This is a genomic window from Acinetobacter sp. CIP 102529 (assembly GCF_000368325.1).
Taxonomy (GTDB): domain Bacteria; phylum Pseudomonadota; class Gammaproteobacteria; order Pseudomonadales; family Moraxellaceae; genus Acinetobacter; species Acinetobacter parvus.
In genome coordinates this window covers 235,175-255,078 of sequence record NZ_KB849355.1, presented here as the reverse complement: position 1 = coordinate 255,078, position 19,904 = coordinate 235,175, and the positions used below count along the sequence as shown (strand labels likewise).

At 40.9% G+C, this 19,904-nt stretch carries 20 protein-coding genes and 1 pseudogene; 9 read left to right on the top strand and 12 right to left on the bottom strand.

What is annotated here, in order from left to right; genetic code table 11:
* The 6 genes from ispC to rimO form a co-directional block, all read right to left on the bottom strand.
* Window positions 1–1,197: a 1-deoxy-D-xylulose-5-phosphate reductoisomerase gene (ispC, locus tag F972_RS06295; RefSeq protein WP_004680831.1), complete on the bottom strand. Its 1,197-nt coding sequence runs from the start codon at window positions 1,195–1,197 to the stop codon at window positions 1–3.
* Window positions 1,198–2,022: a phosphatidate cytidylyltransferase gene (locus tag F972_RS06290; protein WP_004680832.1), complete on the bottom strand. Its 825-nt coding sequence runs from the start codon at window positions 2,020–2,022 to the stop codon at window positions 1,198–1,200. It abuts the gene before it with no gap.
* 2 nt (window positions 2,023–2,024) lie between these two features.
* Complete coding sequence (uppS, locus tag F972_RS06285) at window positions 2,025–2,774, bottom strand: polyprenyl diphosphate synthase (protein ID WP_004680833.1); 750 nt, start codon at window positions 2,772–2,774, stop codon at window positions 2,025–2,027.
* 4 nt (window positions 2,775–2,778) lie between these two features.
* Window positions 2,779–3,333: a ribosome recycling factor gene (gene frr / locus F972_RS06280; protein ID WP_004677618.1), complete on the bottom strand. Its 555-nt coding sequence runs from the start codon at window positions 3,331–3,333 to the stop codon at window positions 2,779–2,781.
* Between the two features lie 75 nt (window positions 3,334–3,408).
* Window positions 3,409–4,137 carry a UMP kinase gene (gene pyrH, locus F972_RS06275; protein WP_004677620.1) on the bottom strand — a complete coding sequence of 243 codons (729 nt, stop codon included), beginning with the start codon at window positions 4,135–4,137 and terminating at the stop codon, window positions 3,409–3,411.
* Window positions 4,138–4,185: 48 nt separating this feature from the next.
* On the bottom strand, window positions 4,186–5,529 hold the full coding sequence (rimO, locus tag F972_RS06270) for a 30S ribosomal protein S12 methylthiotransferase RimO (RefSeq protein ID WP_004758137.1): 1,344 nt from the start codon (window positions 5,527–5,529) through the stop codon (window positions 4,186–4,188).
* Window positions 5,530–5,857: 328 nt separating this feature from the next.
* Here rimO and glnL point away from each other — a divergent pair, with 328 nt between their 5' ends.
* From glnL to F972_RS06245, 5 genes are all read left to right on the top strand, one after another.
* Window positions 5,858–6,967 (top strand): nitrogen regulation protein NR(II), encoded by a 1,110-nt coding sequence (gene glnL, locus F972_RS06265; protein WP_004758138.1) that lies wholly within the window; start codon window positions 5,858–5,860, stop codon window positions 6,965–6,967.
* The gene (glnG, locus tag F972_RS06260) at window positions 6,954–8,456 is read left to right on the top strand and encodes a nitrogen regulation protein NR(I) (RefSeq protein WP_004680836.1); all 1,503 of its coding nucleotides are present in this window, start codon (window positions 6,954–6,956) and stop codon (window positions 8,454–8,456) included. The genes glnL and glnG overlap by 14 nt, the downstream gene beginning before the upstream one ends.
* A gap of 146 nt (window positions 8,457–8,602) precedes the next feature.
* Window positions 8,603–9,244: a TetR/AcrR family transcriptional regulator gene (locus F972_RS06255; RefSeq protein ID WP_004769298.1), complete on the top strand. Its 642-nt coding sequence runs from the start codon at window positions 8,603–8,605 to the stop codon at window positions 9,242–9,244.
* Between the two features lie 112 nt (window positions 9,245–9,356).
* A complete protein-coding gene (argF, locus tag F972_RS06250; RefSeq protein WP_004758140.1) occupies window positions 9,357–10,277 on the top strand; it encodes an ornithine carbamoyltransferase in 921 nt (306 codons plus the stop codon).
* Between the two features lie 145 nt (window positions 10,278–10,422).
* Window positions 10,423–10,947 (top strand): protein tyrosine phosphatase family protein, encoded by a 525-nt coding sequence (locus F972_RS06245; RefSeq protein ID WP_004769297.1) that lies wholly within the window; start codon window positions 10,423–10,425, stop codon window positions 10,945–10,947.
* Here F972_RS06245 and ispF read toward each other — a convergent pair.
* Entirely contained in the window at window positions 10,935–11,426 is a 492-nt protein-coding gene (ispF, locus tag F972_RS06240; RefSeq protein ID WP_004680840.1) for a 2-C-methyl-D-erythritol 2,4-cyclodiphosphate synthase, read from the bottom strand. The two genes, F972_RS06245 and ispF, sit on opposite strands and share 13 nt — an antisense overlap.
* Before the next feature lie 98 nt (window positions 11,427–11,524).
* Between ispF and F972_RS06235 the strand changes: the two genes are divergently transcribed.
* Entirely contained in the window at window positions 11,525–12,172 is a 648-nt protein-coding gene (locus tag F972_RS06235) for an A1S_1983 family putative colistin resistance protein (protein ID WP_004758142.1), read from the top strand.
* Between the two features lie 556 nt (window positions 12,173–12,728).
* Here the strand turns inward: F972_RS06235 and F972_RS06230 are convergent.
* Window positions 12,729–13,307, bottom strand: a complete 579-nt coding sequence (locus F972_RS06230) for a YceI family protein (protein ID WP_004769294.1) — start codon at window positions 13,305–13,307, stop codon at window positions 12,729–12,731.
* Window positions 13,308–13,534: 227 nt separating this feature from the next.
* Here F972_RS06230 and F972_RS06225 point away from each other — a divergent pair, with 227 nt between their 5' ends.
* Window positions 13,535–13,942 carry an OsmC family protein gene (locus F972_RS06225; protein ID WP_004769292.1) on the top strand — a complete coding sequence of 136 codons (408 nt, stop codon included), beginning with the start codon at window positions 13,535–13,537 and terminating at the stop codon, window positions 13,940–13,942.
* A gap of 55 nt (window positions 13,943–13,997) precedes the next feature.
* Here the strand turns inward: F972_RS06225 and tkt are convergent, their stop codons facing one another.
* On the bottom strand, window positions 13,998–15,986 hold the full coding sequence (gene tkt, locus F972_RS06220; RefSeq protein ID WP_004759990.1) for a transketolase: 1,989 nt from the start codon (window positions 15,984–15,986) through the stop codon (window positions 13,998–14,000).
* 385 nt (window positions 15,987–16,371) lie between these two features.
* On the opposite strand from tkt, the gene metK reads away from it, so the two are divergent.
* Window positions 16,372–17,538, top strand: coding sequence for a methionine adenosyltransferase (gene metK / locus F972_RS06215; RefSeq protein ID WP_004758144.1), 1,167 nt, complete (start codon window positions 16,372–16,374; stop codon window positions 17,536–17,538).
* A 148-nt stretch (window positions 17,539–17,686) separates the two neighbouring features.
* Window positions 17,687–17,869: a hypothetical protein gene (locus F972_RS06210; protein WP_004677645.1), complete on the top strand. Its 183-nt coding sequence runs from the start codon at window positions 17,687–17,689 to the stop codon at window positions 17,867–17,869.
* A gap of 46 nt (window positions 17,870–17,915) precedes the next feature.
* Here F972_RS06210 and F972_RS06205 read toward each other — a convergent pair whose 3' ends face one another.
* From F972_RS06205 to F972_RS06195, 3 genes and pseudogenes are all read right to left on the bottom strand, one after another.
* A complete protein-coding gene (locus F972_RS06205; protein ID WP_004758145.1) occupies window positions 17,916–18,479 on the bottom strand; it encodes an FxsA family protein in 564 nt (187 codons plus the stop codon).
* Window positions 18,480–18,666: 187 nt separating this feature from the next.
* Window positions 18,667–19,053, bottom strand: a pseudogene (locus F972_RS06200) (I78 family peptidase inhibitor); the annotation flags it as partial.
* 71 nt (window positions 19,054–19,124) lie between these two features.
* A partial coding sequence (locus F972_RS06195) for an IS3-like element ISAcsp5 family transposase (protein ID WP_081399034.1) occupies window positions 19,125–19,904 on the bottom strand: 780 nt, incomplete at its 5' end.

Sequence of the window (19,904 nt, the reverse complement as noted above, 5' to 3'; positions counted from 1 at the left end):
TTAGCCCCCTATATCCACAATATACGTCTCTGCAACCTGTCTAGCGATCATATCAGTCTGTAAAATGATGTCTATGTTTTCTGCTTTGGCATTTTGTACAACTTGCAAAGTGTTCTCGACAATTTGCGCAATCTCAGTAAAGCGAATTTTTTGCTGCAAAAATGCAGCAACTGCAACTTCATTTGCTGCATTTAATACTGTAGGCGCCAAACCACCTGCCCGCATCGCCTGACGAGCCAAGTCCAATGCTTGAAACTTGACAATATCAGGTTGCTGAAAATTCAATTGAGCAGTCTCAAACAAGTTTAACGCAGGAACATCTGTTGCCAGGCGTTTAGGCCAGGCCAATGCATGTGCAATTGGTGTGCACATATCAGGGTTACCCATTTGTGCCAAAGTTGATCCATCCACATATTGCACCATGGAATGAATAATACTTTGTGGATGAACCACGACTGTAACAAAATGTTCTGATATTGAAAACAAATGACACGCTTCAATCAATTCCAGCCCTTTATTCATTAAAGTCGCAGAATCAACCGAAATCTTTTGACCCATAGACCAGTTTGGATGCTTACACGCCTGTTGTGGTGTTACATCATGCAATTGTTCTAATGAATGGTTGAGAAATGGCCCACCAGACGCTGTCAGTAAAATTCGGGAAACACCCAACTGGGGCTGGCCTGTCCTTTCAGCATTTAGATAGTCATGCGGCAAGGACTGGAAAATCGCATTATGTTCAGAATCAACGGGTAGTAACAGTGCATTATGCTTACGGGCAGCCTGCATCATGATGTCGCCAGACATGACCAAAGATTCTTTATTGGCAAGCAAGACACGCTTACCTGCCTTGACTGCGGCAAGAGTTGGCAACAAACCTGCCGCACCAACAATAGCAGCCATGACGATGTCAACATCGGCATGCTCAGCAATAGTGATTAAGCCCGCTTCATCAGTCAAAATTTCGATATGTTTTAAGTTTTCTTGATTTAAACGTTGTTGCAACTCAAATGCTTTTTCATTCGGCACCACAACAATTTTGGGATGGTATTTTTTACAAATTTCTAAAAGTTCATCCAAACGGCTATATGCAGAAACTGCAAATACGGTGTAATCGTCTGGATGCTGTTCCAATACTTTTAAAGTACTTTTTCCAATTGAACCCGTTACACCCAATATGCAAACAGCTTGAGTCATTTAAAGATCTACACCAATCAGTTTTAAAATATATATACCCGTAGCAAAAATAGGTGCTGCCGCAAGCAGTGAATCAATACGGTCCAGCACACCACCATGACCTGGCAACACACGGCCAGAATCCTTAATCCCTGCACGACGCTTGATCATGGATTCAAACAGGTCACCCAGCACTGATGCAAACACGGTAATGACTGAAAGAATCAGGAATAAAATAAGCTGCAATGCGGTTAAATTTAAATAGGAATATTGTACAACCAGCATAATAATCACTGTTGTGGCGATACCACCGTATAAACCTTCAACGGATTTATTTGGACTGACTTTCGGGGCAAGTTTCTTTTTACCAAACTTACGGCCAACAAAGTAGGCACCGCTGTCAGCGCCCCAAACCAATAGAAATAAATACATCAGCCACCACGGTGAGCTATGCCATACAGCATAAATTGCAGTAACAGCGGCTGAAATTAAAACAAACCCAATCAAGTGAAGTGAAACGTTGTACCAGTTATCAGCATCGGGGAAATTTTTAATCCAGTAAATGCTCACCAGCCAGGTAAGAATGGATGCAACCCAAAGCAGTAAGGCAATATCATTAAAAAACAATGCCAGTGTTGATACCAGTGCAACACAACCACCATATACCCAGGCTTTAGGTTTTGAGACAATCGCCGACGCCTGTGGCATCAATTTAGACCACTCGTAGCCTGCAACCCCTGCCGCTAAAATCATAAGCATGAACATTGGATAATGTGATTGCGTTGCAAACATGCAACTTAAAACAACTGCAACTAATACCAATGCGGTAATTATCCGCTCTAACATTATTAATTCTCTATTTTCACTTGTTGAATCTGTTCGGATGTCTTGCCAAAACGTCGCTCACGCCCTGAAAAAACACGAAATGCGTAATCCAATTCTTCGACCGTAAACTCTGGCCATAAAGTTTCTGTAAAGTACAATTCTGCATATGCAGCTTGCCACAATAAGAAATTTGAAAGGCGATAATCTCCCCCTGTACGAATTAATAAATCCACAGCAGGCAGGTCATTTAGACTGACATATTTATCAAATAAATCAACATTTATATGGTTTGTTTGAACTTTCCCAGCAAGAACATCCTGAGCAATACATTTTGCAGCATTCGCCATGTCCCACATGCCACCATAGCTAATCGCAATAGTTAAGGTCATGGAATCAAAGGCGGCTGTTTTTTGTTCTGCATATTGCATCAAATCCCTTAAATGACCTGAGAGACGTGATCGGTCACCAATGAAACGTAGAGCAATATTAAATTTTTCCATACGAGGAAGTTGCTCATGAATCGTATCTTCTAACAACTTCATGAGTAAATCGACTTCATACTGTGGTCGATTCCAGTTTTCACTTGAAAATGCAAAAACCGTTAATGCTTTTACGCCGACACTTTTACAATGCTCAACAATGGGGTCAAGGATATTTTTGCCTTCACGGTGCCCATCGCCTTTTTGCATCTGATTTTTTTTGGCAAAACGATTGTTGCCATCCATAATGATGGCAACATGCTGGGGAAGAAGCTGTTCTTCTTGTGAGGTCATATAATTAGACCTTCATCAATTCTGCTTCTTTGGCTGCAAGACGTTTGTCCACTTCCGCAACAAACTTGTCAGTGATTTTCTGAATATCTTCACCTGCACGGCGCTCATCATCTTCAGAAATTTCTTTTTCTTTCAGTAGGGCCTTAATGTCACCTAAAACATCACGACGGATGTTACGGATGGCAACCTTGGCATTCTCCGCTTCTGAACGGGCAACTTTCTGCATGTCACGGCGGGTTTCTTCTGTTAAGGCAGCCAACGGCACACGAATAGAGTCAGTGGTAATCGGGTTTAAGCCCAAGTCACTTTCGCGGATTGCCTTATCAATCGCAGACACCATGTTACGTTCAAATGGCTGAACAATTAAGGTACGTGAATCTTCAACACCCACGTTCGCCACCTGATTCAATGGAACATCTGAACCATAGTAAGGAACCATCACGCCATTTAAGATAGATGGATGAGCACGTCCAGTACGAACTTTTGCAAAACCCTGTTCCAAAGACTCAAGGGTTTTCTGCATGCGCTGTTCGCTGTCTTTTTTGAGATCGTTAATCATATGATCTTCCTTACTTATTCCTGAGGTATTACAAAATATTTAACGTAGTATAAAGCGCTTTATGGTTCACGTATATTAATTCGTAACGTGAGTTCCCTCTTTTTCACCCATCACAACAGAAAGCAATGCACCAGACTTGTTCATATCGAACACCTGCAATGGCACATTGTGGTCACGGCATAGGCAGATTGCAGTTAAATCCATCACACCAAGTTTCTCATCCAAAACCTGATCGAAAGTTAAATTGTCATATTTAACTGCATCTTCATATTTACTTGGGTCTTTGTTATAAACGCCATCAACCTTGGTTGCTTTCAGGATCAAGTTTGCTTCAATTTCGATACCACGTAAGCAAGCTGCGGTATCTGTGGTAAAAAATGGATTACCTGTACCCGCAACAAACACACATACTTCGCCCTGACTTAAATGGCGAATCGCGTCACGACTAGAATAGGACTCGACTACCGTACCAATTGACAAAGCAGACATCAAACGGGTTTTGATATTACGGCGCACCAATGCATCACGCATCGCTAAACCATTCATCACCGTCGCCAACATGCCCATTTGGTCACCTGTTACACGACCAACCAGACCATCTTTCTGCAACTGGCTACCACGGTATAAGTTACCACCACCAACAACGATACCCACCTGCACACCCAAGCCAACCAGATGGGCAATCGAAAGTGACATTTGGTCCAGTACCTGGGCATCAATACCCATATCTTTATTTCCAGCTAAAGCCTCACCAGAAAGCTTGAGCAAAATTCGTGCATAACGTGGATTCTTAGAAGCTGACATACCTTTACTCCAAACCGATCAATCTCAAAATTTTCTTTATATCTTGTGTTAAGCAGATTTAACCTGAATTAACTTTGCAAATAAATCGTATTCATCTGCATCAGTAATTTCGACTTCAAGCAGGTCACCTGCCTTAATCACGCTTTTATCAATATCTTCAACAAATACATTGCCATCAATTTCTGGTGCATCTGCATAAGAACGGGCAACCGCAACTGGGAATTCTTCTTCCAGGCTATCAACGAGCACTGTCATCGTTTGACCAATACGCTTTTGCAGTTTTGCCGCTGAAATTTCCTGCTGAACTTCCATGAAACGCTCATAACGCTCTTGCTTGATTTCTTCAGGCACATGGTCTGGAAGATCATTGGCTGTCGCTCCCTCTACAGGTGAATAGGTAAAGCAACCGACACGGTCAAGCTGTGCCTCTTTCAACCAATCCAACAGTATTTGGAAATCTTCTTCAGTTTCACCAGGGAAACCCACAACAAAAGTTGAACGAATCACCAATTCAGGGCATTTTTCCCGCCACAATTTAAGGCGTTCCAAGGTGTTTTCACTGTGGGCTGGTCGCTTCATCAATTTTAAGATGCGCGGACTGGCATGTTGAAAAGGGATATCCAAATAAGGCAGGATTTTACCTTGCCCCATCAGGTCAATGACTGCATCTACATGTGGGTAAGGATAGACATAATGTAAACGCACCCAAATACCAAGCTGACCAAGTGCTTCACACATATCATAGAATTTGGTTTTAACAGGCTGGCCATTCCAGAAATCCAGCTTATATTTGGTGTCCACACCATACGCAGAGGTATCCTGGGAAATCACCAGAACCTCTTTTACACCCGCACGTTTCAATGCTGCCGCTTCATCCAATACTTTCCCTACTGGACGAGAAACAAGGTCTCCACGCATGCTTGGGATGATGCAGAATGTACAGCGGTGGTTACAGCCTTCGGATATTTTGAGATAAGCATAATGCTTCGGTGTTAAACGCACACCCTGCTCTGGAACTAGATCAATAAACGGGTTGTGCTTTGGTGGTGCAGGCACATACTCATGCACTGCCTCCATCACGTCCTGATAGGCTGCCGCACCTGTCACTTTCAGTACATTTGGGTGCATTTGGCGGATTTTATCTTCATCTTTGCCCAAACAGCCCGTGACGATCACACGACCATTTTCACTCATGGCTTCGCCAATCGCATCCAGCGACTCTTGTACCGCAGACTCAATAAAACCACAGGTATTAACAACAACCAGGTCAGCACCGTCATAATCTGATGCCACTTGATAACCTTCAGTTTTTAACTGGGTTAAAATTCGTTCAGAATCTACCAATGCCTTAGGACAACCTAAAGATACAAAACCGACTTTGGGGGTCTTCATGAATCTGCGCTCCACTTGAATCGGCGTATTGTATGACTTTTCGAGTGATAAAAACAGGTGGGGATTGCACAGTTTAATCAATGCACCAAAATACAACCAATATTTTAAATAAAATCCTACATTGCACCAATTTAGAACATTATAAAATCCACATAAAACCGTACCTATGTGAAAAATACAGCATAAACGTCATATCTTTTAACTAAGTTGTTGAAATTTAGCCTATCAAAAATTGGCTTATATTTTGCATTACATAAACCTTAGACATGAATGGCTATTCATTTATACATATATTTATTGCGCCATTTTAATACAGGACGATTCACAAATGGATCAACACCACACTATCGACTATCGACTCCTAGTAGATAATTTAACGACTGCCATTTTACTGGTCGATAGTAAGCTTAATATTTTTTATTTGAACTCCGCTTGTGAAGCGTTATTTGATGTCAGCTTACTACGTGCATCAGGTCAGCCTATCCTAAATTTACTGCATGCCCACGATGATACCTTTAATACTCACGAAGCTTTACTCAACACATTAGAAAGTGGACAGCATTACACACGTCGTGAAGCGGTAATCAATGTAAATTTCAAACCGATTCATGTGGATTATACAGTTTCACAGCTTAATACAGGAAAGAGCTACCATCCCCTGTTATTGATTGAGCTGAACCCAATTGATCGGATGCTAAAAATTTCCAAGGAAGAAAATCTGGTTCAGCAGCATCAGGTTGCCCGCCAACTAGTTCGCGGCGTGGCACATGAAATTAAAAATCCTTTAGCGGGCATTCGTGGTGCAACACAATTACTTGCTCGCAGCTTAAATGATGAAAGCTATCGTGAGTTTACCGACATTATTATTAGTGAAGTAGATCGCTTAACCAATCTGGCAGATACTATGCTTGGCTCACGTCAGTTACCGAGCTATGAGCTGGTCAATGTGCATGAACCACTGGAACGCGTTCGTTCACTTATTGTCAATCAAACGAAGAAAAAAATTAAGATTACTCGTGATTACGACCTGTCTTTACCTGATGTGATGGCTGACCGTGATCAACTGATTCAGGTCATGCTCAATATCAGCGTCAATGCTGTGCAAGCAATGACTGAAAATAAAGATTTTTTTGTCGATTCAGAACCAGAGCTGATTTTAAGAACGCGCATTCAACGCTTAGTGACAATTAACGGTGTTCTAAATCGCTCATCGATAAGAATTGATATTGAAGACAATGGACCAGGTGTTCCAGAAAGTATATTAGAGTCGGTATTTTACCCGCTTGTGACTGGACGAGCGAAAGGTACAGGACTTGGCCTCAGTATCGCGCAAAACATCATGCATCAACATAACGGAATGATCGAATGTCAATCCGTTCCAGGAAAAACCGTATTTAGCTTATATCTACCTTGGGAGTCAGACCGTGTCACGAAATAAAATTTGGGTAATTGATGATGATCGTGCCATGCGCTGGGTACTCGAAAAGACTTTTAAAGAAGAAGGTTTTGACGTTACCAATTTTGAAGAAGCACAAACAGCGCTGGAACGTTTACATGATGATGCCCCTGATGTCATTTTGACTGATATTCGCATGCCTGGAATTGATGGTTTAACTTTTCTGTCTAAAGTAAAGAATACCCATCCTGACCTGCCTGTGATTATCATGACCGCCCACTCCGATTTGGAGTCAGCGGTATCAAGTTACCAGACTGGTGCTTTTGAGTACCTGCCAAAGCCTTTTGATATTGATGAGGCACTGGCATTGGTCAATCGTGCCATTTTGCATATCACCAAGCTTCAACAGCAGGAAGCCAGCAAAGCGGCGGCGGCTGCACCATTACAATCCACTGAGATTATCGGTGAATCACCTGCAATGCAGGAAGTGTTCCGTGCCATTGGACGTTTATCACAATCGCATATTACTGTATTGATTAATGGTGAATCTGGTACAGGCAAAGAGCTGGTGGCCCATGCACTGCACAAACATTCGCCTCGCCGTGCCAAACCTTTTATTGCGCTGAATATGGCGGCAATTCCAAAAGACTTGATTGAAACCGAGTTGTTTGGTCACGAAAAAGGTGCATTTACAGGTGCAAACACCCAGCATCAAGGACGTTTTGAACAAGCCAATGGCGGTACATTATTCCTGGATGAAATTGGTGATATGCCATTTGAAACCCAGACACGTCTACTCCGTGTGCTTGCGGATGGTGAATTCTATCGTGTTGGTGGACATATTCCAGTAAAAGTAGATGTGCGCATTGTGGCGGCAACCCATCAGGACCTGGAAAAGCTGGTTAATGAAGGACGTTTCCGCGAAGACTTGTATCATCGTCTCAACGTAATCCGTATTCACATTCCTAAACTTGCCCATCGTAGTGAAGACATTCCAATGCTGGCACAGCACTTTCTGGCACGTGCAGGCAAGGAACTCGGCGTAAGTCCAAAAATCCTACGCACTGAAACAACGGATTATATGCAACAGCTACCGTGGCCAGGCAACGTTCGTCAGCTAGAAAATACCTGTCGCTGGCTGACAGTGATGATCACGGGTCGTGAGGTTTATCCTGAAGATTTACCTGCTGAGCTTAAGCAAGTCTCCATCCAGAAAGCCACAAGTGATGCCGTGCAGCCAACAGCGGCCAGCCCAGCATTGGCTGAACGAATTGCAGTGCATCATTGGGATGAGTTGTTGGGTCAATGGGCAATTCAAAAGCTCAAAAATGGGGAAATGAAAATTCTGGATATCGCAACACCGATGTTTGAACGCACATTGATTAATGCCGCACTCCAACAAACACGTGGACGTAAACGTCATGCTGCTGAGCTTTTGGGTTGGGGACGCAATACCCTAACACGTAAACTCAAGGAGCTTGGCATGGATTCATCTGAAGATGATGATGACGAGGAAATTCGTTCAGCCTAAAAGACTAAGCCATTAAAAAAGCGAGCAAATCATGTCTCGCTTTTTTATTATCAGGAGGATTTGCAACACTCATCAACTTCATAGCCATACAATGTATATGGTTTTTGCTATAATACAAATCACTCAACCCACTTCTCTTGAATACAATGACTGATATTTGTTACCCAAGTTGCGAACAGCCTCAAACTCGGCGTGGACAGGAACGTCGTCTTGCCTTGCTCATTTGTGCAACCGATCTATTTCTGGAACGCGGTTATGATGCTTTTTCGCTGGATGATATTGTCAATCATGCAGGTGGATCAAAAACGTCTATCTATAAATATTTCGGCAATAAAGAAGGTTTGTTTACCGCCATTTGTGATTATCGGCGAGAAGTTTTTTTCAAAGGGGTTTGCGTACCCTATATTCCAGAAAAGATTGATCTTAAAAACTATCTAAACCAGACCTTGATCCGTTTTTATCAACATATCATAAAGCCCGAGAACATTGCCTTTATGCGTCTGTTCACAGAGCAAACTCAAAAAGATATACAATTAGCGCACTATTTTTATGACCAATGTGCTTTAAATATACAGAATACGATTGCATTTGCTTTAGGTCAGGCAAACGACCTCAATGCAATATACTGCTCTAACCCCCATTTCTCCGCCATGATGTATTTCGGAATTTTACGTGATGTGGAATGGCGACTTTTAATGGGTTTAGAAGTATCAGCAAATGACGCTGAAATAACTGATTATATTAATTATTCCGTTGATTTATTCTTAAAAGCTCATCAAAAACTCTAATTCTTTTGCATTTTTTAGGTGGTGTAGTATAGTAGTCAATTCCTTTTTATTCACCACTCGTCAAACAACAATTAATTATTGTTTTTATTCAATAATTATTGTAGGAGTAGCTATGGCGCTTCGGCATTTCCTAACTTTACGTGACCTATCCTCATTAGAACTGCAACGCATTTTAGATCGTGCGCAAGAACTCAAGCGTATGCAGCACAGCAATACGGTATATCAACCTTTTGTTGGTAAAGTTTTAGGAATGATTTTTGAAAAGTCGAGTACACGTACCCGTATTTCTTTTGAAGCAGGCATCTGCCAGTTTGGGGGTAATGCGATTTTTCTTTCGCCACGTGACACCCAACTGGGTCGCGGTGAGCCAATTGAAGATTCTGCCCGCGTAATATCAAGCATGCTTGATATTGTGATGATCCGTACTTTTGGGCATGACATCGTAGAGCGTTTTGCTTCTTATTCTAAAGTACCTGTCATTAACGGTCTTACGGATGATCACCACCCTTGCCAGTTACTTGCTGATTTACAAACCTATCAGGAACATCGTGGCAGCATTGCAGGCAAGACAGTAGCCTGGATTGGTGACGGTAACAATATGTGCAACTCTTATGTTGAAGCGGCACATCTGATGGGTTTTAAACTCAAGATCGCCTCTCCTGAGGGTTATGAGCCAAAACCTGAGTTTCTTGCCGAGTTTGCTGACTGTGTGGAAGTGTTCAACAAGGCTGAAGATGCAGCGGTTAATGCAGACCTGATCGTAACAGATGTTTGGGCAAGCATGGGGCAAGAAGAAGAACAAAAGCTTCGTGAAAAAGCATTTGCTGATTTCCAAGTGAATGAAAAATTGATGGATCTGGCTCATCCAGATTGTTTATTTATGCATTGCTTACCCGCACACCGCGGCGAAGAAATTTCTGAACACATGCTGGACCATAAAAATGCAGTGGTCTGGGATGAAGCGGAAAATCGTTTGCATGCTCAAAAGGCATTAATGGAATTCCTGCTCAATGAGAATTTAAACAAAGACTAAATACAAAAAACAGCATCCTCATGATGCTGTTTTTATTTATCCAATCTAAATTGAACACTGAAATAAAAACACTTATAGTAAAGCCAGCATTTTAAAAATAAGTTTCTCATATCATGAGAACTTCAATCATTGTATAGCGAACCTTATGACTTCACTCGAACAAGCTTTATCTCAGATACCGGGTTTTTCTTTGGTGCATGAGCACCTGTTTAGCTCTGCCCAACCCTCAGTTGAGCAGTTGCAGCAGATTAAAGAATATGGTTGTAGTACAGTCATTAACCTTGCGACGAGTAAGTCTGAAAATCACTTATCCCAACAGGATCAAATTTGTCTGGGTTTGGGGCTAAACTATATTCATATCCCCATTGACTGGGATATTCCCTGCTCAGAACAGTGTCTTTTTATTTTGGATTTAATTGACCATCTGGTTCAAAATAAAATTGTCTGGTTACATTGTGCCCAGAATATGCGTGTCAGTTGCTTGATGTATTTATATCGGCAGTTTTATATGAATATTGAATTACCTATTGCCCAAGAGTTGCTTCATCAAATCTGGGAACCGAATGAGACCTGGACAGGCCTGATTCACAGCATTACCTTACAACTGCAAGGTCGTAAAGCAACACAGGAATTACAGCAGTCATTGATCAATGCAGATCATTTTGCCTGATGGGAAACAAGCACTGTTGCCATTGCCAGAATGCCTTCCTGACGGCCAGTAAAACCTAGTTTTTCAGTTGTGGTCGCCTTAATACTAATTTGTGTAACATCCACATTCATGACATCTGCGATGCTTTGACGCATCTCCAGATTATGTTTGGCAAGTTTTGGCCGTTCGCAGGCCACAGTAATGTCAGCATTATTGAGATGATAACCACGATCTAAAATCAACTGATATACATGCTTAAGCAATACCCGACTATCTGCACCCTTATATTCTGGGTCAGTGTCAGGGAAATACTGCCCTATATCCCCTAAAGCCAATGCGCCCAATAATGCATCACACAATGCATGCAGCACCACATCTCCATCAGAATGGGCTTTTAAACCATGTGTGTGGGGAATCTGAATACCCGCCAAGGTAACAAAGCTGCCTTCTTCAAAAGCATGTACATCCATTCCCTGTCCAATACGAATGTGAGCAACCATATGATTTTCCTTTTACAATATACTGAACAAATCTTGTATTCTGGCTTTCTATTTCGCTATAGTACATTGAGCAAATTAGACTGAAAGTATGCGTCATTATGCTGTTGAATACGGTAAGAAATCAATTAAAGAACGTCGGTTATATCATCACATTGAGTTGTTTTTGCTCAACATTTACATTTGCGAAATCAATCGATTGCTCAGATCGTACACTTACCCTTAAAAAGATATGTTCCAAGCAATATGATGAACAGCGAATTAAACTCAACAATAAGTTTTTAACTGCTTATTTGGTGACCGATGCCCCCTTACAGCTATTACATGATACCCAGAGATTATGGTTAAAACAGTTACAGCAATGCAAATCTAAAACCTGCTATCAACAACAGTTTGAATTGCGTTTGGATGACCTGAATTTTTATACCTCAATGAACCAGAAGCTAACCCAGCATTATCTAAAATATGAACAGGGAAAATTAGCCGCTCAACCCATTCATTTACAGATTCATCAACTGGATAAAGACAAGCTTAAAATTGAGGGTATTGCTTATCGCAACCCAAACAATCGGCTGGAAACCCAAATATTGTCATTGCTTGCCTACAGTACACCTGAACAAAAAAATCAGATCACTGATAATGAAAAGAAATGCCAATATCAGTTTGATTTTCAAAAGGCCTTACTGATTGTTAAAACAGATCAAAAAGGCTGCGAACGTTTTACAGGCATCTACCGTTTATATGACTAAACTTGAATGATTGAATTTCAAAAGCCGATGTTTTTATACATCGGCTTTTATTCTTTAATAGGCAGAGGTAACGCCTGTAATTCCTGCACCGATGACAACAATATGAGGCATAGTAAACTCCTTGAAATGCAAGGAATTTCATAATAAGCAATATATAGCAATTAGCAAAATATAAGCTACACTTGGATTTATTTGAGACTTCACTCATGCCTAAAATATATTCTGTAGATTTACGTGAAAAAGTCATGAAACATTATCATGATACTCACCATAAATGTAAGCGTCCGCTGAACACACCTTATGAATTTGTCCTATAAGCCTTAATTTAGTCCCCAGTTAAAAATAAGTGGGGACTTAAATTTATGACTACAAATAACCAGACATCCATCGCATCTCTTGCGAAGCGAAGAATTACTACCACACCGCTGGAAATCCGACCAAAATTAAAAAACAGCCATGGGGTTCAGCGGGCGCTTACAATTTACAAGCAAAATTAAAAAAAGCTCAGGGACTAGTTCCATGAGCTTTTTTTATCAATCTAATAATTTGTTTGATTTTACTTTGCAGCAGTTGCTTCAGTGGTAATATTGACAGTGATCTTATCTCCTACATTCGGCACGTAATTTCCGATGCCAAATGCAGAACGGTTAAATGATGTTGTGGCATTAAAGCCAATCGCTGGCACTTTCGCCATTGGGTGCTCGCCTTGTTTATTCAGCACAGCATCTAAAACCACAGGCTTTGTTACACCTTTAACAGTTAAATCACCCGTAATTTTGAAGTGTTTTTTGTCTTTAGTTTCGACTTTAGTGCTTTTAAAAGTGATATTCGGATACTTAGCAGCGTTAAACCAAGCTTCTTCCTGGAACTCTTTATCCAAAGCAGGAACATTGGTATTTACGCTGCTTAAAGGGATTGTCACTTCTACAGAAGAATTCGCTGGTTTTGCATTATCAACTTTAATTACACCCTGAATATCAGTAAAATTCGCGCTTGGTGTAGAGAAACCAAAATGGTTCCAGCTAAATACAGTCGCTGTATGAGTTGGGTCAATCTTATAGTCTACTGGTGCCGCCAAAGTGACTGAACTTGCGATGGCAACTGCTAAACCGAGGCTTAATGTTTTAAACTGCATTTTTCGTATCCTTGTTTGATATGTTGTTTAGTTTATAGATCACATAATTTTATTCACCATTCTTTATAAAACGATATGTTTCACCAGTGCAACAATAAAAGCGTTACAGTTGTTACGTAAAACGAATATCATAAGACTATTCGGTACTATACATATTGTCGCTAGAACGACATCATCAATTGACATATTTTTATTCAAATTTTTAAAGATAAACAAAAAGGTAAAACATGGCACATACAGCACAAGCACTCAGTACATCTACACCTTATCGCGTTTCGTTGACGGATTCTTCGGGTCATACTTGGTATGCAGATGAACCAACAGATAAAGGTGGTCAAGACTCAGCTCCTAACCCAATTCAACTGCTACTTTCAGCTTTAGGTGCGTGCACAACCATTACACTGGAAATGTATGCAAACCATAAAGGAATTAAACTTGATCATGTTCAGGTTGATTTGGCTTTAAACCCAAATGGTGAACCTGAAGCAGGTCAAAACAATATTGAGCGTAAAATTACACTAAAAGGTGAATTTACCGAAGAACAGCATAAACGCTTATTAAGAGTTGCGGAAAGTTGTCCTGTTCATAAATTATTAACGTCTAATATTTCGATTCAAACTGAACTTAGCATTTAATTTCATTCACAAAAAAAAGCGCCCTATTCAGGACGCTTTTTAACTATTAATTCAATTAAGCAGTCAACTCTTTAACCGCAGCAACAACCGCTTCAGTGGTAATACCGAAGAATTGGAACAAGTCTTTTGCTGGAGCAGATTCGCCATAAGTTGTCATACCGATCACTTTGCCGTCTAAACCAACAAACTTCCACCAGTAATCCACATGAGCCGCTTCAACCGCTACACGCGCACGGATATGTGCAGGTAATACAGCTTCACGATATGCAGCATCTTGTTTCACAAACTCTTCAGCACATGGCATAGACACTACACGCACACCTTCAAGTTGTGCATACGCTTCCATTGCCAATGAAACTTCTGAACCTGTAGCAATAATGATTGCTTTCAACTCACCTTTTTCTTCAGCAAGTACATAACCACCTTTTGCAACGTTTTGAATTTGAGCTTCATTACGCACTTGGAATGGCAAGTTTTGACGAGAGAATATTAATGCTGTTGGACCTTCTTTACGCTGAAGAGCAGATTTCCAAGAAACAGCCGCTTCAACCGTATCGCATGGGCGCCAGGTATTTAAGTTTGGTGTACCGCGTAACGATGCAATTTGTTCGATTGGTTGATGCGTAGGGCCATCTTCACCTAAACCAATTGAGTCATGTGTATAAACATGAATCACACGTTGCTTCATCAATGCTGACATACGTACTGCATTACGTGCATATTCCATAAACATCAAGAATGTTGCAACGTAAGGAACAAAACCACCGTGTAAAGCTACACCATTTGCGATTGCGGTCATACCGAATTCACGAACGCCGTAATACACGTAGTTACCCGCTGGATTTTCTTGTACGCCTTGGCAACCTTTCCAAAGTGTTAAGTTAGAGCCAGCCAAGTCAGCAGAACCACCTAATAATTCAGGCAGTAATGGACCGAATGCCTGTAAAGTATTTTGGCTTGCTTTACGAGTTGCAATGGTTTCAGCTTTTGCATTGGTTTCAGCAATGAATGCATCAGCTTGTGCAGCAAATTCTGCTGGTAAGTCGCCATTGATACGACGTAATAATTCAGCCGCTTCAGTTGGATATTTTGCTTGATATTCAGCAAATAATTCATTCCAAGCGGTTTCAGATGCTTGACCTTTTGCTTTTGCATCCCAAGCAGCATAAACATCTTCAGGAATAACAAATGCGTCTTCTTTCCAGCCTAATGCTTCACGTGTTAAAGCAATTTCGTCTTTGCCCAGTGGCGCACCGTGGCAATCTTCTTTACCTTGTTTGTTTGGTGAGCCTAAACCAATAATCGTTTTACAGATGATGATGGTTGGCTTATTGCTTTCAGCTTTCGCTTCAACAGTTGCTTGACGAATCGCATCAGCATCATGACCGTCTACACGAAGCACTTGCCAGCCATAAGCTTTGAAACGTTGCTCAGTATCATCACTAAACCAACCTTCTACTTCACCATCAATTGAAATCCCGTTGTCATCGTAGTAAGCAATCAACTTACCAAGACCTAAAGTACCTGCAAGTGAACATACTTCGTGCGAAATACCTTCCATCAAGCAGCCATCACCCAAGAAGCAATAAGTGAAGTGATCAACAACGTTTAAACCATTTTTGTTAAATTGCGCAGCTAAAGTTCTTTCAGCTAAAGCAAAACCAACAGCATTGGCAATCCCCTGACCCAATGGACCTGTTGTGGTTTCGATACCAGGTGCATAACCCAATTCTGGATGACCTGGAGTTTTAGAGTGTAATTGACGGAACTGTTTTAAATCTTCAATAGATAATTCATAACCCGTCAAATGCAATAATGCATATTGCAACATTGAGCCGTGACCATTAGACAATACAAAGCGGTCACGGTTCACCCATTGAGGGTTACTTGGGTTATGATTTAAAAATTCGCGCCAAACTACGTCAGCGATATCTGCCATCCCCATTGGAGCACCAGGATGCCCTGAGTTTGCTTGTTGCACAGCATCCATAGCCAAGACACGAATTGCATTTGCAATACGGCGTTCATTTAAAGGGGTTGTCATAAGTCAGAATCCGATTAAATCAATAAGATGTAGAGAAGATGAGAAATCATCTTTCAAAAACTGCGACTATTGTCTTAAAAAAACAAGATGGGGTAAAGTGCAATACACGATATTTCTTATATTTTGATCATTCAAATACAATTCTTTATATAAATGCTCACCATCTAAACAACCACTAAAATACATTCATTCCAATATGAAAATTTACAATTCAGGAAAACTTTATTAATTAAAGCATTAATATTAGTTTTACTGATACGCATATCAATAAAAACACAATGAAAATGAAATAAATTCATGCATTTTAGTCAGCTTATGCTAGTCCTATCCGCCAAGTCGATGTAACATACTCTGTCTTTTTGAAAATAACCATGATAGGACGTTCATGCGCGAGTATGCTGTTTTTACTTCAGAATCTGTAAGCGAAGGTCATCCAGACAAAATGGCTGACCAAATTAGTGATGCTATTTTAGATGCAATCCTAAAAGAAGACCCGTATGCGCGTGTCGCTTGTGAAACATTAGTAAAAACAGGTGCGGTTGTTCTTGCTGGTGAAATTACAACGACAGCAAATGTCGACTTTGAAGCAATTGTGCGTCAAACCGTAAATGGTATTGGCTATCATCACTCTGATTTAGGTTTCGACGGATCAACTTGTGCCGTGATCAATATGATTGGTAAACAATCTCCAGAGATTGCTCAAGGTGTTGACCGTCAAAAACCTGAAGATCAAGGTGCTGGCGACCAAGGCTTAATGTTCGGTTATGCAAGCCGTGAGACAGATGTACTCATGCCTGCCCCAATTTCTTATGCGCACCGTTTAATGGAGCGTCAAGCAGAATTACGCCGTTCAGGTGCTTTACCTTGGTTACGTCCAGATGCAAAAAGCCAAGTTACCTTTGCTTATGAAAATGGTATGCCAGTTCGTTTAGATGCAGTTGTATTATCAACTCAGCACGATCCTGAAATTAGTCAAGCTAACTTAAAAGAAGCTGTGATTGAAGAAATCGTAAAACCGATTATTCCTGCTGAAATGTTCCATGCAGGTACAAAATTCCATATCAATCCAACAGGTATGTTTGTGATTGGTGGTCCTGTAGGTGACTGTGGTCTAACTGGTCGTAAGATTATTGTCGATACTTATGGCGGTATGGCACGTCATGGTGGCGGTGCTTTCTCTGGTAAAGATCCATCAAAAGTTGACCGTTCTGCAGCCTATGCAGGTCGTTATGTTGCGAAAAATATTGTTGCTGCAGGTCTTGCTGACAAATGTGAAATTCAGGTGAGTTATGCAATCGGTGTTGCAGAGCCAACCTCCATTTCAATCAATACATTCAATACAGGCAAAGTTTCAGATGAGTTGATTATTCAATTGGTTCGTGAACACTTTGATTTACGTCCATACGGTATCACCCGCATGTTGAACCTGATCCAACCGATGTATAAGCAAACTGCTGCGTATGGCCACTTTGGTCGTGAGGGTTCAGACACTGCATTTACATGGGAAAAAACCGATAAGGTTGATGTGTTAAAAGATGCAGCTGGACTGTAACGTCTTACCTCATTTTAAAAGCTCGCTCATCGCGAGCTTTTTTATGCTCTCCTCACCTATGTCCTAAAATTTACATTGGGAACTATATTATTTTGATCTTGCACAGCATTTGCTAAAATACAATTTCAATCATTTCGGATACATGGTTATGACTCAATTGATCAACAAGGGTGGATTTCGCGAACGTGCAAACCGCACTCGTAAATACAAACAATCTGAAAATGAATTAACGACACTGGTTCCAAACCAATATCGTGCTGGTTTAAAAGAAACAGACCAACATACCCAGCCAGAGCAAAAAAAGGACAGCCCATCTAAAAATGAGGCATAAAAAAGCACACTGTTTGAAAGTGTGCCTTTATTAAAATCAACGCTAATTAATTCACATCTTTAAATTCAATTTTCTTTTGCTCAGGTTTCACTTCACGCGCTTCCCCGTCAATCACAGTTGAATCACGATATTGCCCGCCACCTTGCTGATTTTGCATCTCCTGCATTTGACGCATAAGATCAGCAAATGGATTCTGTCTACCAGCCGCACCGCTACCCATTCCACCCATCATTTGGTCCATCAGGGCTTGTTGACGCTTGGCCATCGTTTTCATGAGCGCGTTGCGGAAAGCAGTTTGAACGGCTGGGATAAGTACCAATACAGCCAGTACATCGGAAATCAAACCTGGTAACATTAGCAGAAAACCAGACATCGCAATTGCCAGCTTCTTGGTTACTGCTGGATCACTCCCAAGCTGTCCAGTCATCTGCATTTGCTGTAATTGCGGCATAATGTTGGAGGTGCTTGAGCGAACAAGGTTCAGACCAATGAAAAATGCAATGATGAACCAGAAAAAGACATACCACATACTTCCAACGAGGTCGCCCACGCCAATCCATACTAAAACTTCAGCAATTGTGCCAAATACCACGATAAGAAGTAGAGTCATTTCAAATCTCAAAATTAAAAACTTGTGCAAAAAACTGGTCAATTAGGCTGACACAATACATAAAATGAATTCAATAAATAAGTTGATGGGTACTTTTTTCAATTTATCAAGTGCTGTTAGTGTGAGCTGCATAAAAAAGCTCCCAATTAAATCATCACTAATTGAGAGCTTAGGCTTTCTCTAAAGATCAACCACAGTTTGCATTGCTGATTTTTTTAGTTTGTGGATCAATGGTCACCGTCACACGATTTTCCCGATAATCCATTGTGACTGGTTGGTTTGGCCCAACACTACGAACAATCTCAGATTTGGTTTTTTGCTTGATTTGTTCTTCACTTAAACCTGACTGGCCAATCAATTTTCGTGCTTCATCCGCCAAGCATTTCGGTTGATTAGCACGGAAGAATTCCCATTCTTCAACAATCTGACCATTGGCCAACTTACAATAGCCAACCTGACCATTGGCTTCATTTCTGATCTCTAACTGACCACCCTGCTCTACACAAAACTTGCTTGCTGGATTTACCATACCAATTTTTGGTGGAGTGAGTTCTTTATTTGGAGTAGATGAACACTGATGTGGTTCCGTTAATTAGACCACTCAATTCAGTTTTATAAGTGATAAATCCGCTCTAAATATTTAAATCATGCTGCCATTACTTTTAGTAAATGTTGATCATAAAATTCATTTGGTGTTGCCTTATTCAAACTTGAATGAGGACGTATCATGTTATAAAAATCCAAATATTCAGCAATTGATTGTTTCGCTTGTTTAACCGTATCGTAAGCCTTCAAATAGACTTCCTCATGCTTCAAGCTGCGCCATAACCGCTCAATCATCACATTATCTCTCCACCGTCCTTTCCCATCCATACTGATACGGATATTTCGCAATTTTAACTCATTCAAAAATGCCTCGCTTGTGAATTGACTGCCTTGGTCTGTATTAAACACCTCAGGACAACCATATTTCACAATTGCTTCTTGCAACGCATCTATGCAAAAGTCTGTTTCCATACTGATCGATACACGATGAGCCAGTACTTTACGACTATGCCAATCTATAATTGCACACAAATAGACAAAGCCTTTAGCCATAGGAATGTATGTGATATCTGTACACCAGACTTGATTAGAGTGATCGATGACCATGTTTTTCAACAGATATGGGAAAATACGGTGTGCAAGATTAGGCTTACTGGTATTGGGTTTTGGATACAAGGCATGTATTCCCATCAAGCGCATTAAACGTCGGACTTTACGCCGACCTATTTGATGCCCTTGACGCTGTAGCATATCTCGTATCATTCGACTGCCCATAAATGGGTAGTCGAGATGAATTTCATCGATCAGACGCATCAAACTCAAATCAGTTGATGAAATCTCTTTGGGCTTGTAATACAACGTACTGCGATTGATTTGAAT